12 protein-coding genes are annotated in these 13,808 nt (G+C 72.9%); 6 read left to right on the forward strand and 6 right to left on the reverse strand.

Annotation, left to right across the window (positions count from 1 at the left end):
• Positions 1-131: 131 nt before the first annotated feature.
• On the reverse strand, positions 132-1,382 hold the full coding sequence (locus ACLJQF_RS46965) for a low temperature requirement protein A (protein WP_410617029.1): 1,251 nt from the start codon (positions 1,380-1,382) through the stop codon (positions 132-134).
• Between the two features lie 461 nt (positions 1,383-1,843).
• Here ACLJQF_RS46965 and ACLJQF_RS46970 point away from each other — a divergent pair, with 461 nt between their 5' ends.
• Genes ACLJQF_RS46970 through ACLJQF_RS46985 form a run of 4 tightly spaced genes read left to right on the forward strand, consistent with a single transcriptional unit; the run spans position 1,844 to position 6,246 of the window.
• The gene (locus ACLJQF_RS46970; protein ID WP_410617030.1) at positions 1,844-4,522 is read left to right on the forward strand and encodes a sensor histidine kinase; all 2,679 of its coding nucleotides are present in this window, start codon (positions 1,844-1,846) and stop codon (positions 4,520-4,522) included.
• Complete coding sequence (locus ACLJQF_RS46975; RefSeq protein WP_410617032.1) at positions 4,519-5,004, forward strand: roadblock/LC7 domain-containing protein; 486 nt, start codon at positions 4,519-4,521, stop codon at positions 5,002-5,004. The genes ACLJQF_RS46970 and ACLJQF_RS46975 overlap by 4 nt, the downstream gene beginning before the upstream one ends.
• Complete coding sequence (locus ACLJQF_RS46980; protein ID WP_410617034.1) at positions 5,001-5,381, forward strand: DUF742 domain-containing protein; 381 nt, start codon at positions 5,001-5,003, stop codon at positions 5,379-5,381. Before ACLJQF_RS46975 ends, ACLJQF_RS46980 begins: the two co-directional genes overlap by 4 nt.
• Before the next feature lie 13 nt (positions 5,382-5,394).
• Positions 5,395-6,246 (forward strand): MHYT domain-containing protein, encoded by an 852-nt coding sequence (locus tag ACLJQF_RS46985; protein WP_410617035.1) that lies wholly within the window; start codon positions 5,395-5,397, stop codon positions 6,244-6,246.
• Here ACLJQF_RS46985 and ACLJQF_RS46990 read toward each other — a convergent pair.
• Complete coding sequence (locus ACLJQF_RS46990) at positions 6,156-8,549, reverse strand: hypothetical protein (protein WP_410617037.1); 2,394 nt, start codon at positions 8,547-8,549, stop codon at positions 6,156-6,158. The two genes, ACLJQF_RS46985 and ACLJQF_RS46990, sit on opposite strands and share 91 nt — an antisense overlap.
• A 366-nt stretch (positions 8,550-8,915) precedes the next feature.
• Here ACLJQF_RS46990 and ACLJQF_RS46995 point away from each other — a divergent pair, with 366 nt between their 5' ends.
• Positions 8,916-9,902 carry an NAD-dependent epimerase/dehydratase family protein gene (locus ACLJQF_RS46995; RefSeq protein WP_410617038.1) on the forward strand — a complete coding sequence of 329 codons (987 nt, stop codon included), beginning with the start codon at positions 8,916-8,918 and terminating at the stop codon, positions 9,900-9,902.
• Between the two features lie 153 nt (positions 9,903-10,055).
• Here ACLJQF_RS46995 and ACLJQF_RS47000 read toward each other — a convergent pair whose 3' ends face one another.
• The 3 genes from ACLJQF_RS47000 to ACLJQF_RS47010 all read right to left on the reverse strand — a co-directional run bounded on the left by ACLJQF_RS47000 (position 10,056) and on the right by ACLJQF_RS47010 (position 12,238).
• Positions 10,056-11,003, reverse strand: a complete 948-nt coding sequence (locus tag ACLJQF_RS47000) for a threonine/serine dehydratase (RefSeq protein ID WP_410617039.1) — start codon at positions 11,001-11,003, stop codon at positions 10,056-10,058.
• A 135-nt stretch (positions 11,004-11,138) separates the two neighbouring features.
• Positions 11,139-11,513: a VOC family protein gene (locus ACLJQF_RS47005; RefSeq protein WP_410617041.1), complete on the reverse strand. Its 375-nt coding sequence runs from the start codon at positions 11,511-11,513 to the stop codon at positions 11,139-11,141.
• Positions 11,510-12,238, reverse strand: a complete 729-nt coding sequence (locus ACLJQF_RS47010) for an ArsR family transcriptional regulator (RefSeq protein ID WP_410617042.1) — start codon at positions 12,236-12,238, stop codon at positions 11,510-11,512. The genes ACLJQF_RS47005 and ACLJQF_RS47010 overlap by 4 nt, the downstream gene beginning before the upstream one ends.
• Before the next feature lie 77 nt (positions 12,239-12,315).
• On the opposite strand from ACLJQF_RS47010, the gene ACLJQF_RS47015 reads away from it, so the two are divergent.
• Complete coding sequence (locus ACLJQF_RS47015) at positions 12,316-13,470, forward strand: acyl-CoA dehydrogenase family protein (protein ID WP_410617044.1); 1,155 nt, start codon at positions 12,316-12,318, stop codon at positions 13,468-13,470.
• A gap of 114 nt (positions 13,471-13,584) precedes the next feature.
• Here ACLJQF_RS47015 and ACLJQF_RS47020 read toward each other — a convergent pair whose 3' ends face one another.
• Positions 13,585-13,746, reverse strand: coding sequence for a hypothetical protein (locus tag ACLJQF_RS47020; RefSeq protein ID WP_410617045.1), 162 nt, complete (start codon positions 13,744-13,746; stop codon positions 13,585-13,587).
• Positions 13,747-13,808: the final 62 nt, after the last annotated feature.

Below are 13,808 nucleotides of genomic sequence, written 5' to 3' on the forward strand. Positions count from 1 at the left end.
GACTGAATGACGGCCTCGACCCAGCGCCAAGGACACACGACGTCACGCAAGCGACCAGACACGATTTTCACCCCAGCACGGACGTCCCGCCAGGGACACCGACAACTGAATGAGTCATTCAAGACGCGCTTTCAGGCGCCGGAGCGGGGCTTCCCGTCCGGTCGGCGCCCGTCGGCGACCTGCCGCAGGAAGGCCACCGGGTCCGCGCCGAGGCGGGTGAGGCTGCGGTGGCGGATCACCGCCGTCACCGTCGCGGTCGCCACCGCCCACACCGCGATCACCAGCACCACCGCCGGGGCGGGCAGGACCCGGTCCAGGAACGCCAGGTTCACCGTCGCCGCCAACGCCGCCACGCGGGCCAGTGCGAAGTACCAGCGGTGCGACCCCTCCGCGAAAACCCGCGTCCCGGCCAGGTAGATCGCCAGGCCGGCCGTCGTGAACCAGGCCGCCGCGTGGGGTGGGGACTCGTGCAGGGACAGGTTCACCCCCGCCGCCATCAGCACCAGGGCGAACGCCGGCATCAGGTGCCCGCCCGCGTACAGCGAATACGCCAGCGCCGGGTTGCCGCCGGAAAATCCGAGCATGCGCTCGTAGATCTCCACCGCCGAGGAGAAGTACACCCACCACAGCGCCCCCGCCAGGACGAGTCCGCCGGCCAGGGCCAGCCAGTACCCCAGATCGTCGGCCGGCCGTTCGAGCGCCGCCGTGCCGACCGTGAACACCAGCTCGCCGAGCAGCAGGATCATGAACAGCCCGAACCGCTCCGCGAGGTGCGCCGAGTCGATCGCCAGGTTCGGGTCGCGCGGCGGCGCCAGCATGATCCGCCACCTCGCCTCCCGTGTGGGCCGCTCGCCCCGGCGCCGTTCGCGACGGTCGCCGAGCAGCAGGAATCCGGCCTCCTGCACCAGCGCGAGCGCCCACAGCACCCCGTAGTGCGGCAGGACCGCCGAGGCGCCGAACAGGACGGCCGACAACGTGTAACCCCAGCTGATCCGCCGCTGGTCGATCCCGGCGCGTGGCCAGCGGTGCGCCGCCGCCAGGATCAGGCGGACCCCGGCCATCGCCGCGGCGAAGATCGCCGGATGCCCTTCGAAGACGTGGTGCGCCTGCGTCGCGGCGATCCCGCAGGGGATCGTGCCGGCGAGCACGAACAGCCGGTCGGCGACGCGGCTGTCGTCGCCGCGGCGGTTGTACAGCACCGCGAAGCCGATCCACGTCCACCAGAGCGTCGCGAACAGGCCGAGCGCCGCGGCGGCGCGCGCCCAGTGCGGGTCCGCGACGATGCCGTGCGCCACCTGTCCCACCGCGAACACGAAGACCAGATCGAAGTACAGCTCGACCCACCCGACCCGCTTGCCGCCGCGTTCGTCCACTTCGGTCACGGCGGCGATTCTGCCGGGTCCCGGGTCGGGACTTCCACCCGGGCACCTCGTGGAAATTAATAACCCACCATTCGAACGAAAGCCGAATTAGCCCCGGTGACTGCTGTGGGTAATTCTGCCGCCAGTGTCCGGATCGTTTTATCTACCGCCGAGTAGGCGTCGGAGCTGCGGCAATGTGCTTGAACGATGTACAAGCAGCGACCGCAAGAACACGATGCGTCAACCGCGGGAGTGCGCGGGAAATGATTCGATCACAGCGTTCCGAAACGCCGCGGTACAGGGTTGACAAGCACGCCGGGGGTGATGTCTTCTGCTGATCGGCCGATCAACGCCACGTCGTGCCCGGTGCGGGAGCCGGGTTTCCGTCCACTTCTCCGGCGTCCGTGATCGGTCCTGGGGCCCTCGTCCTGTCCGAGTTCGACGTCAGCCGTGCGCGCGGCTGGGAATCGAGCGATTCCGCCATGCACGAAAGCAGATCCACGCCCCGCCGCCCGGCGGACGCCGCGTGGTGGCCGGCGCACTGGAGCGTCCGCACCAAGATCAGCGTCGTCCTGCTGCTGCCGGTCCTGGTCGCGGTGGCGCTCGCGGAAATCCGGATCCAGGGTGAACTCGACCGGGCGACCGCGCTCAGCGCGGCCCGCGACCGGCTGCCGGTGCTGCGCGACACGATCGACCTGACCGGGTCGCTGGGCGAGGAAATGGTCGCCGCCGTCGCGATCCCGGCGGGTGCGCCGGACACGCTGATCGCGGCCGTCGACGCGAAGGTGGCCGCGGTCCAGCGCGACGCCGGTTTCGCGCCGCTGCCCGGAGACACCGGCCGGGCGCTGAACACCGCGCTGGGCAAGCTCGCCGGGATCCGCGCGGCCGGTGTCGGCGGTGGCGACGTCCGCACGAAAGCCGCCGGCTACAACGACATCATCGCCACCCTCGGCGACCTCGTGCCCGAGTTCGTCCCGGCCGACGCGGGCCCCGAAACCACGGCCGGCGCGGAAAACGCTCGGCTGCTGGTGCACCTGCGGGCCGAGCTGGCCACCGAGGAGACGTTCGCGCGGGCCGCGCAGAGCAGCCCCGACGACGCTTCGCTGCGGCCGGCGATCGTGCGGACGGCGGCCGAGCAGGAGGTGCTCGGCGAGCAGGCCGAACACCAGCTCCCGGGTAACCTGCTGGGCCGGTTCAAGGTCGCGACGAGCTCGGCCGAAACCCGCCTCGACACGTTGCAGGAGACCGGCGCGCCGCTCGCGTCGTTCGTCCCCTCCATCGCCGCCGAGACGACCGGCGTGACGGCCGTGCTGACCGACGTCGCGGCGAAGCTGGCGGCCGACGTCTCGACCGCGGCCGACCGGGCCCGCGCGGACTCGCTGCGCGACACGGCGCTGGTGCTCGGATCGCTGCTCGGCGCGCTCGCGATCGCGCTGCTGGTGGTGCGGTCGCTGGTCACGCCGGTGCGCCGGCTGCGCGCGGCCGCCCTGCGCGCCGCGAACGACCAGCTCCCGGCGACCGTCCGGCGGATCCGCGAGGGCCAGGACGTCGACTGGCGCGCGGTGCCCGGCAGCGGGGTCCGGACCGACGAGGAGATCGGGCAGCTGGCGCGGGCGTTCGACGACATGCACCGCCAGGCGGTCCGGCTCGCCGTCGAGCAGGCCGAGCTGCGCAAGCAGGTCAGCGAGATGTTCATGACGCTGTCGCGGCGGAGCCAGTCGCTGGTCGAGCAGCAGCTGTCGATCATCGAAGACCTCGAGGCGGGAGAGCAGCACCCGGGCCGGCTCGACGAGCTGTTCCGCATCGACCACATCGCGACCCGCCTGCGCCGCAACGGCGAGAACCTGCACGTGCTGGCGGGCGGCCGCCCGGTCCGCCACGGCCGTGAGCCGGTGCCGACCCGGGACCTCCTGCGCGCGGCGACCTCGGAGGTCAAGGACTACCGCCGGGTGGCGCTGGGCAACGCACCGCGCGGTTCGGTCCAGCCCGAGGCGGCGGCGGACGTGGTGCACATCCTGGCGGAGCTGCTGGAGAACGCGACGCGCTTCTCGCCCCCGGAGCACAAGGTGGCCCTCACGGCCGACCGCGGCGCCGACGGCGGGCTGCTCATCGAGGTGGTCGACCAGGGCCTGGGCATGACGCCGGAGGAGCTGGCCGCGGTGAACGACCGCCTGGCGGCGGCCGGGACGGTCGGCCCGGAGACGACCCGCCGGATGGGGTTGTTCGTGGTCGGCAGGCTGGCGGCGCTGCACGGCGTGACGGTCCGGTTGCGCGCGACGGGAACGGCGGCCCGGCACGCCGGCGTGACGGCGAGCGTCCACGTCCCGGGCGCGCTGGTGATCGCGGACCTGGCCCGCCCGATCGGCGCGGGCCGCCTGATCTCGGCGGCCCGCAACGGCCACTCGCGGCCACCGGTGGTGCCGGCCCAGGCCTCGACGCCGATCTTCGAGCAGGTGGTGACGAGCTGGTTCACCGAGCCGGCGGCCAAGCCGGTGGTGCGGCGCAACGGTGCGGCGGGCCCGGTGAAGTGGCCGGCGGTGGGCGAGCGGGCGGCCGAGCTGCCGGGCCACGCCGAGCAGAGCGAAACCGCTGCGGGATCTCCGGCCGGAACGAGCGCTGACGGCCGCCCCGGTTCCGCCGCGGCGCACCGGGCCGCCTCGGCTGAGCCGGCGGATCGGCCTTCGCCGGCCGAGCCCGTGGAGTGGCCTCCCGCGGTCGAGCCCCCCGCGGTCCCGGCCGACCGGGTCGCCGAAGCGGCGTCGGCGAGAGAGACGTCCGGAGCGCACCGGGCGATCTCGGCGGAAATCGCCAGGGATGCACCGGCGGCGCACGCCGCGGATCCCGGCACCCACTCCCCACTCGCCCCCGTCGGCGACTGGGACACCCCTGCCGACCGCACGCGGCAAGCCGCCGAAAGCGCTCTCAAGCCCGCCGTCGCCCAGCGGCTCACCGATGCCGGCCTGCCCACCCGGCGGCCCGGTGCCCAGCTCGCGCCCGGTGCCGTCCTTCCTCGCGGTCGTGAACAGACCGGCGGCGCCTTCCGCGACGCCGCCGCCGTGCGCAGCAGTCTCTCGCGGCACTACCAGGGCATGCGTGCCGCGCGGTCGGAGACCGCCGCGCGTGCCGAACAATCCGGAAAGGACGAAGTGGATCCGCGATGACGGAACTGCACCCCCGGCGCTCCGCCACCGAGCCGGCGGCCCGATCCCTCAGCGGGACACTCCCCGCGCCACCCGAACGGTCCGCGACGCTGAACTGGCTGGTCCACGGGTTCGTCCAGGACGTCTCGGGCGTCGCGCACGCCGTGCTCGTCTCCGCCGACGGGCTGCTCGTCGCCGCCGACGAAAACCTGCCCCGGGAACGCGGCGACCAGCTCGCGGCCATCGCGGCCGGCCTGTCCAGCCTCTCGCTGGGCACCGCCGAGCTGTTCACCGCCGGGCGGGTCGTGCAGTCGGTGATCGAGATGGAGCAGGGGTTCCTGCTGCTGATGAGCGTCGGCGACGGCTCGAACCTCGTCGTGCTCGCCTCGACCGGCTGCGACATCGGGCTGGTCGGCTACGAGATGACGATGCTGGTCGAGCGGGTGGGGCGGAAGGTCGACGTGCCCGCGCGCGAGATGCCGGTGGCCCAGGACCACCGGTGATCGACGACGCGCCCGGGGACGAGCCGCGCCGCAGCCCGGCGCTGGCCCGCCCCTACGCGTGGACGGAAGGCCGGACGGCCCCGGCGATCGACATCGCCGTCGAAGCGCTGGTCGAGACCACCGCCGACGGCCGGGCCGAAGCCGTCTACCAGACGTCGAGCGCGCTGGCGGAGGTCCTCGAGCTGTGCGTCCGGCCGCGGTCGCTGATGGAGATCGCCGCGCTGCTGGCGCTGCCGCTCGGCGTGGTCCGCGTGCTCGTGTCGGACCTGATGGAGGACAGCCTGGTGATCGTCCGCGACACGCTGTCGGACACCGCCACCTGGGACGAGCGCCACGACCTGATGGAACGCGTGCTGTACGGGCTGCGCGACCTGTAGAGAGGACTTCGCCATGGAGCACTTCGCGCTCGGGCACTGGCTGCTCGTGCTCGCCTACCTGACGTCGGTGGTCGGCTGTGCGCTCGGCCTGGCGTGCGCGGTCCAGGCCCGCCACGCCGCCGAGGCCCGGCACCGGATGCGCTGGCTGGTGCTGGCGGCGATCTCGATCGGCGGCGTCGGCATCTGGCTGATGCACTTCGTGGCGATGCTCGGCTTCAGCACCCCGGGCATGCCGGTCCGCTACGACATCTTCCGCACGGTCCTGTCGGCGATCCTTTCGGTGACGGCGGTGTTCGCGGGGCTCGTGGTGGTGGGCGGCCGGGCGAAGTTCGGCTGGTGGCGCCTCGCGCTCGGCGGTGTCATCACCGGCCTGGCGGTGAATGTCATGCACTACACCGGGATGTCGGCGCTGCGGGTGAAGGGCGACTTCGGCTACGACGGCGGCCTGGTGGCGCTGTCGGTGGTGATCGCCGTGGTGGCGGCGACCGCGGCCCTGTGGTTCGCGGTCTTCCTCGACCGCCTTTCGTTGCGGCTGCTGGCGGGTTTCGTGATGGGCGCGGCGGTCACCGGTATGCACTACACGGGCATGGCGGCGGTCCGGATGACGATGGACATGAACGCCCCGGACCCCGCGGGTGCGGAGGTGTTCTCCTTCCTGTTCCCGGTGTTCGTGCTGGCCGCGATCGCGATGGCGGTGCCGCTGTGTGCGGTCCTGATGGCGCCGGCCGTCTCGCCGAAGGCCCTTGAGCCGGCCGACGCCATCACGTCACCTCCCTACAGGATGCACAGCAGCGAACAGGCCTTCGCCGCCGACCAGTCCGTTGTGGACGGAGGCGTCCCCGGCGGGACGTTCACCGGTAGGTAGCTCACCTTCGCCTTGTTGGTGATCGGGAACAGGTTCAGCAGCGCGTACGTCGCGCAGTACACCTGCTTCGACTGGCCCGCCGCCAGCGTGAACGGGCCTGTCTGGCACGACGGCTCCACCGTGTCGACCACCTGCGCGGACGTGATCCCGACCGGACCCTGGTTCGTCACCGTGATCCGCCAGTACGCCGACGCGGCGAGCACGCCGAGCAGGCCCACCGGGGCCTGTTTGGCCCACGGTCCGGCGCCGCCCGGGCCGCAGCCGGCCGGGTGGACCGCCGTGCAGATCTCCTTCTCCACGGTCACCTTCGGGGTGCACGACGCGCCGGGAGCGACCGGCAGCGTCACCGTGTTGGACGTGAACGAACCCGTCGAGTCCGTGCCCGTCGCCGTGTTCGCCACCGACGTGACCAGGCAGTCCGCCGAGATCGTCGTGCGGAAGCACAGCTGGGGTGCGTCGCCCGCGAAGTCGACCACCAGCGAACCGCTGAAGCCCGCCGCACTGTGCAGGACCAGCGTCGTCGTCACGGTGATCGACGGGTGTGCCGCCACCGAGACGCCGCTGAGGTCGACCGAGCCGTCCGGGGCGAAGCCCGGCGTCGGCACCACGGCGTTGTCCTGGTCGACGACCGTCACCCGCGACGCCGCGAAGTCGACGTTCGCCGGGTCGACGCCCGTCAGCCGCGCGGACGTGTAGCCCTGCACGTGCGAACCGCCGTCGCAGTAGAAATCACCCGGACGCAGGGTCACCTGTCCGCCGGAGCGGACACACGGGGTGGCCCCGGTGGCCGGGTCCATCGAGAACAGCACCCCGGCGTCGCCCAGGCCGATCAGGCAGCCCGACGGCGGGTCGTACGCGTAGCCGTAGTCCCGCGTGGCCCCGCCGTTCACCGACGGGTGGGTGATCCGGGCGGGCAAGCCGGCGCACGCCGCCCCCGTTGCCCAGTCGTGGCACACCGCCGCGCCCGCGACACCCCCGTTCCAGATCGGGAGGTAGCTGCGCACGTGGCCGCTCGGGTCGGTGACGACCTCCGGGTTGAAGACGTAGATCCCACCCGTCAGCGCGGCCGCACCCGGCGGCGCCGGCAAGGCCGACCCGTCCAGCGCGTAGCAGGTCGTGACGTTCGTGCCGCCGGTCGTCGACGAGCACGCCCCCACCGGGACGCCGGTCGTGCTGAACGCCGTGTAGGCGTTGTAGGTGTGGTTGCCCGCCGGTCCGGTGGGTCGCGACGAAGCCCAGCCGGCGCACGCCGTGGCCGTCGCCGGGTCGAAGCAGCCCAGTGCCGGCTGGAGCGCGGCGCCCGGGTTCGACGTCGACGCGAACACCTTGCCCGCCACCACGGTCATGCCGCCGACGACGTACGGCTGGTTGACCGCCGGCAGGATCGGCGCGTACGGCTGGCTGCCGCAAGCGCTCTGCGTGGCGATCGTCCAGCAGACCACCGCGCCGGTGCTGAGCACGCCGTACAGGTTGCCGCCGCTTTCCACGAGCCCGGCGAGGTTGCTCACCGGCGGCGACCCGCCGAGGGTGGCCAGCGGCCAGTAACCGCAGTTGGCCGCGGCGGCCATGTCGAGACAGGCGACGCCGGCCGATGTCGCCGTGACGGCCGGGTAGTAGACCTTCGCGGGCGCGGCGGGGTCGCGCACGTACTGCTCGATGAGGGTGGTGGCGATGTCCCCGGCCCCCAGGGTGCCGAGCGGTCCGGACGCGGTGTTGAGCACCTTCGGCCACGGGCCGCCCGGGCACCGCGTCCCGGTGGCGAGCTCGGTGCAGACCACCTTCGGCGACGTGGCCCCCAGGTGGTGGTAGATGTTCCAGGCCTGCAGCGCGCCGCCCTGGGTGCGGTACAGGATCGGCGAGTAGCCGTCGCCGCCGGTCGGGGTGGTCACGGCCTGCACGGGCGGGGTGAGGGCGCCGGTCAGCTGGGTCGCGTCGGGACCCGCGGCGGGATTCGTGCCGCGGACCGCGGTGACGCCGGACGCCGGTTCGGTGCCGGTGAACGTGCTGCCGTCGGTGGACCACGCCGGCGTCCAGCCGGGCGGGGCGTGGAGCGAACCGGACTGGTAGGCCTGCCCGGCCCCGACGGCGTCGGTGATCGTGGCGGCGCCGGTCGTGGTCGCGTGGTCTTCGTAGCCGACGACCCAGTTCGCGGTCGCGCCGTGCGCGGCCGGGGAACCGGTGCCCTGCACCGACTTCGTCAGCGCCGAGACCGGTGGGGCGGGGTCGGCGGCCGCGGGCAGCGGGACGGCGGTGGCCGCGGCGAGCGCCAGGGGCAGGACCGCCCCCAGCATGCGTCTTCGCATGATTGGTCCTCGATTCCGGAAATGGACAGAATTCGCCAGGAAACGTTTTCCTGGCCGAAGGAAAATCCTATGCCGAACCGGCAGTGTGGTTGAAGTACTCTCACCCGGGCGCCGAAAAGGCGATGCGAACAGCGCAATTCTTGGGTTGTATGCCGTGGTCGGCCCATGCCGTGACGAGCGGATTTCGGGGTGGACGTCACCCGGACGCCGCCCGCGTTCACTCGTTCGGGTAATGAGGGCAAGCTAAGAAAGCGCGTTTCCCGACGTGGCCGATGATTTATTAACCGGAAGCCCGATCCGGCGAGTCGTGATCCGCTGTGAGCGAATTCGCTGGCCGTGCGGTGATCTTGGTGCTTGGGTGTCGGTATGGAGATCCTGGTGCTGGGCGGAACAGCGTGGGTGGCTCGGGAGCTGTCCCGCCAGGCGATCGGACGCGGCCATCGCGTGACCTGCCTCGCGCGCGGCGAGAGCGGGGGAGTCGCGGAGGGAGCGACCCTGGTCGCCGCCGACCGGCGCGATCCGTCGGCGTACGAGTCCCTGCTCGGCCGGGTGTGGGACGCGGTCGTCGAGGTGTCGTGGCAGCCGGGTTTCGTCCGTGGGGCGCTCGACGCACTGGGCGGCAAGGCCGGGCACTGGGTGTACGTCTCGTCCGTCAGCGTCTACGCCTCCCACGCCACGCCGGGGGCGGACGAGTCCGCGGCCCTGCTCGCCCCGACCGACCGGAGCGAGGTCGACCGGGAGCTTTACGGCGAGGCGAAAGTTGCTTGCGAGCAGGCGTCGGCGGCCGCGGTGGGGGACCGCCTCCTCGTCGCCAGGGCCGGGCTCATCGGCGGCCCCGGCGATCACGGCGGGCGCTCCGGCTACTGGGTCGCCCGAGCGGCCCGCGATCCGCGCGGGCCGATGCTGGTCCCGGCCACGCCGGCGGTGCCCACCCAGGTGGTCGACGTACGGGACCTCACCGCGTGGCTGCTCGACTCCGCGGAGACGGGCACCACCGGCACCTACGACGCCGTCGGCCCGGTCGTCCCGTTCGGGGAGTGGGTCGAGCTGTCCCGCGCCGCCGGCGGGCACACCGGTCCGGTGGTCACCGCCGGGGCGGAGTGGCTGCTCGCCCACGGCGTGGCCGAGTACATGGGGCCCGAATCGCTGGCGATGTGGCTGGTCGAGCCGGGCTGGGAAGGCTGGTCGGCCCGGGACGGGTCCGCGGCGCGCGCCGCGGGGCTGCGGCACCGCCCCCGGACGGAGCTGCTGGCCGACACCCTGCGCTGGGAACGCGAGCAGGGGCTGGACCGGGACCGGCGCGCCGGCCTCAGCCCACAGCGCGAACGCGAGTTGCTCGCCGCCCTCGGCTGACGGCCCAAGCGCCCCAAGGCGGCCTTGGTTGCGTCTCACGCACCCAAGGCGGCCTTCGGTGCGTCAGACGCACCGAAGGCCACATTGGGGCGCTTGAGACTCAGCTCCCGCGGCCGCCGGGGTGGACCACAACGCGTGCGGCGCCGAACCGAGTCAGCCGACCCAGCCGCGGTAGGCGGTCAGGTCCACGTTGCCGCCGCACACGATGGTCACCACGTGCCGGCCGGCGAAGCGGTCGCGGTCTTCGAGGATCGCCGCGATGCCCAGTGCGGCCGACGGTTCGACCACCAGGCCGGCGTGCTCCAGCAGCAGCCGCATCCCGGCGATGATCGACGCTTCCGCGACCAGGACGGCGTCGTCCGCGACGACGAGGAGATCGGCCAGGACCTCCGGGATCGGCCGCCGCCCGGCGACGCCGTCGGCGATCGTGTGCGTCGGGCCGGTGGTGACCACGCGCCGCGCGTGCCACGAGCGCGTCATCGCCGGGGCGCCCGCCGGCTGGACGCAGACCACCTCGGCGCCGGGAGCCTCGGACCGCACCACGTGCCCCACGCCGGTCGCCAGCGCCCCGCCGCCGAGGGCGATCAGGACGGCGTCGAACGACGGCGCGGCGGCCACCAGTTCCAGGCCGATGGTGGCCGCACCCTCGCACGTTTCGAGGTCCAGGCTGTCCTCGACGAGCCGGATGCCGTCGCGGCGGGCGATCGCCGCCGCGCGCTCGCGGGCCAGTTCGTGGTCGCCGTCCACCAGTTCCAGCCGGGCGCCGAGCGCGCGGATGCGCTCGAGCTTGGCCGCCGTCGCGTGCCGGGACGCGACGACGGTGACGTCGAGCCCGCGGCCGCGCCCGGACCACGCGAGGGCTTGGCCGAGGTTGCCCGCGCTGGCGCACACCGCCGCCCCGGCGAGCCCGCTCACGACCACTTCGGTGCCGCGGCCCTTGAAACTCCGCACCGGATTCGCCGTCTCGAGCTTGATGCTCACCGCGCACCCGAGAACGGGTTCCAGCGCTTCGCAGCGGTACAGCGGCGTGTCGAGGAAGACCGGGTCGATCACCTGGCGGGCCGCCCGGATCCGGGCGAGGTCGAGGCGCGTTTCCGGCACGGCCGCAGCCTAGTGGTCGGTTTCGGAGATCCTTCGGGGTCTCGACGGCCCAGCTTCCCGCTGGACGCACGGCCGAAAGGCCCAGCGGAAACCTGGATCCGCCGATACCCACGAAGGACTTCCGAAACCAATCACTCAGTGTGCGGGCTGGAACAGCTCCACGAGGTTTCCGGCCGGGTCCGCCAAGAGGATTTGCCGCCCGCCCGGACCCGACACGACGCCGGTGCGGAAGGCCACCCCGGCGTCGGTCAGCCGGGCGACCTCGGCGTCGAGGTCGTCGAGCACCAGGTGGATGCGGTTCCGGCCGGCGGTGGCGGCGTCCGCGGGGGTGGCGCGGGCGCCGGAACTCGCCGGGCCGGACAGCAGCAGCCGCAGCGGGCCGCGGACGACGTCGGCGAACGCGGGCGCCGCGCTCATCCGCACCGTGAACCCCAGGTGCGTGGTGTAGAAGCCGATGGCCGCCTGGACGTCGTCGACGACGTACCGGACGCTGGCGTACTGCTCGCTCATGGCCGGACCTCCTTGCCGGGTGCGAGTTCCGGCAGCAGGTGCCGGACGCGGGTGTCGAGCTCCGCCGCCGTGTGCGCGAAGGAGCCGGGATCCGCCGCGGGGTCGGGGATGCTCCAGTGGCGGCGGCGCGGGTGGTGCGGGAACTCGGGGCTGACCTCGCGGACCCGGTCGCACACCGTGATGACGTGGTCGAACCGCCGGCCGGCGACCGTGTCCAGGTGCCGCGGCCGCTGCCCGGTGACGTCGATGCCGAATTCCTCGCCAAGTACCCGGATCGCGCCGGGGTGCAGGGCGGCCTTCGGGTGGCTGCCCGCGCTGGTCACCGTCACCGTCCCGGCGGTTCGCCGGCGCAGCAGGGCTTCGGCGATCGGGGAGCGGGCGCTGTTGCCGGTGCAGAGGAAGAGCACGGCGACCCGGCCGGGCGGCGGCGCGATTCCGGGGCGCAGGGCGGGATGCAACGCCGCGGCGGTTTCGGTCAGCGCGCCCGCGCAGCGGTCGAGCTCGAGGTGGTAGTAGCTGTCCCGGCCGTCGAAGCTGCTGCGGGTGGCGGTGACCAGGCCGCCGCCGCGCAACAGCCGCAGGTGGTAGGAGACCAGGTTCTGCGGCTCGCCGACGCGGTCCACCAGCTCCCGGACCCGCAGGTCGCCACCGGCGAGCGCGGTCAGCAGCGACCACCGCAGCGGGTGGGCGGCCAGGCGGACGAACTCGGGTGGCTGGGCGGCCATCCCCGGAGAATACATCAAATGAGTTTGATGGAAAAGGGCGTCATGATGAGGGCGCGACCCGAGCGAGAGGACAGCGGATGGACGGGCTGACCGAGGAAGAAGCCGCGGTCGTCGCGGTGGTGCGGGACTTCGTCGACCGCGACGTCCGGCCGGTGGCGCGGGAACTGGACCACACCGACACCTACCCCGAAGCGCTCATCGAGCGGATGAAGGAGCTCGGCGTCTTCGGCCTGGCCGTTCCCGAGACCTGGGGCGGGACGCCGGTCTCGGCCCGGTGCTACGCCGAGGTCACCGAGGAACTGGCGCGCGGCTGGATGAGCCTCGCCGGCGCGATGGGCGGCCACACCGTCGTCGCGAAGCTCCTCGACACGTTCGGCACCCGCGAACAGCGGGCACGCTACCTGCCGCGGATGGCCACCGGCGAGGTCCGCGCGACGATGGCGCTGACCGAGCCCGGCGGCGGGTCCGACCTGCAGGCCCTGCGCACCACCGCCCGCCGCGACGGTGAGTCCTATGTGGTCGACGGCGCGAAGACCTGGATCACCAACGCCCGCCGGTCGCAGCTGGTCGCCCTGCTGTGCCGGACCGACCCGCACGCCGAACCCGCGCACGCGGGCATCGGCATCCTCCTGGTCGAGCCCGGGCCGGGGTTCGAAGTCGCCCGTGACCTGCCGAAGCTGGGCTACAAGGGCGTGGAGAGCTGCGAACTGTCCTTCGTGGACTTCCGCGTCCCGGCCACCGCGCTGCTGGGCGGGGAAGAGGGCCGGGGCTTCGCGCAGATGATGCGCGGGCTGGAGATCGGCCGGATCCAGGTGGCCGCCCGCGCTCTCGGCGTCGCCCGTGCCGCCCTGGAGGATTCGCTGCGGTACGCCCAGGAGCGCGAGACGTTCGGCAAGCCGATCTGGCAGCACCAGTCGGTCGGCAACCACCTCGCCGACATGGCCACCAAGCTGGAGGCGGCCCGCCAGCTGGTCCACCACGCCGCCCGTCGCTACGACTCCGGGGAACGCGCGGACCTCGAAGCGGGGATGGCGAAGCTGTTCGCCTCCGAGGCGGCGATGGAGATCGCCCTCGACGCGGTCCGCATCCACGGCGGCTACGGCTATTCGACGGAGTTCGACGTCGAGCGGTACTTCCGGGACGCGCCACTGATGATCGTCGGCGAGGGCACCAACGAAATCCAGCGGACGGTGATCACCCGCGGGCTGATCCGGCGGCACCGGCACGGCTGAGGAGGGTGAGCGTGGTGGGGCCGTGCCGACTTGGGGGGAGGGGAAGGCACGGCCCCAGCACGCTCTGCCGGGCGACGCGAGGTGGCAACGCGTGCCCGGCTGGTCCGGAATGGCCTATCGGGTCCGGTTTTGCGTCGAGTGCGCCACCCAGGGCAGGTTGCCGCACTGCGGGCGCCAGGTGCCGACGTGCACCCACTGACGGCCCCAGGCGTGGGACATCAGGACCGTCGGCCGCCGGCACTGGGGACAGGTCTGCGGCGCCGAATCGATGGACACCTCGTCCTCCTCCGGGCGGTGTGTGGTCGCACGAACAGGATCGTCCGAACCGGACCGGAGGG

This window comes from Amycolatopsis sp. lyj-109 (genome assembly GCF_046548995.1).
Lineage (GTDB): Bacteria > Actinomycetota > Actinomycetes > Mycobacteriales > Pseudonocardiaceae > Amycolatopsis.

Bases quoted from the DNA above. Each gene is read 5' to 3' on its own strand.
- ACLJQF_RS46985 (WP_410617035.1), top strand. From the start codon at position 5,395: ATGGAGCACTTCGCGCTCGGGCACTGGCTGCTCGTGCTCGCCTACCTG.
- ACLJQF_RS47015 (WP_410617044.1), top strand. From the start codon at position 12,316: ATGGACGGGCTGACCGAGGAAGAAGCCGCGGTCGTCGCGGTGGTGCGG.
- ACLJQF_RS46975 (WP_410617032.1), top strand. From the start codon at position 4,519: ATGACGGAACTGCACCCCCGGCGCTCCGCCACCGAGCCGGCGGCCCGA.
- ACLJQF_RS47005 (WP_410617041.1), bottom strand. From the start codon at position 11,513: ATGAGCGAGCAGTACGCCAGCGTCCGGTACGTCGTCGACGACGTCCAG.
- ACLJQF_RS47010 (WP_410617042.1), bottom strand. From the start codon at position 12,238: ATGGCCGCCCAGCCACCCGAGTTCGTCCGCCTGGCCGCCCACCCGCTG.
- ACLJQF_RS46970 (WP_410617030.1), top strand. From the start codon at position 1,844: ATGCACGAAAGCAGATCCACGCCCCGCCGCCCGGCGGACGCCGCGTGG.
- ACLJQF_RS46990 (WP_410617037.1), bottom strand. From the start codon at position 8,549: ATGCGAAGACGCATGCTGGGGGCGGTCCTGCCCCTGGCGCTCGCCGCG.
- ACLJQF_RS46995 (WP_410617038.1), top strand. From the start codon at position 8,916: ATGGAGATCCTGGTGCTGGGCGGAACAGCGTGGGTGGCTCGGGAGCTG.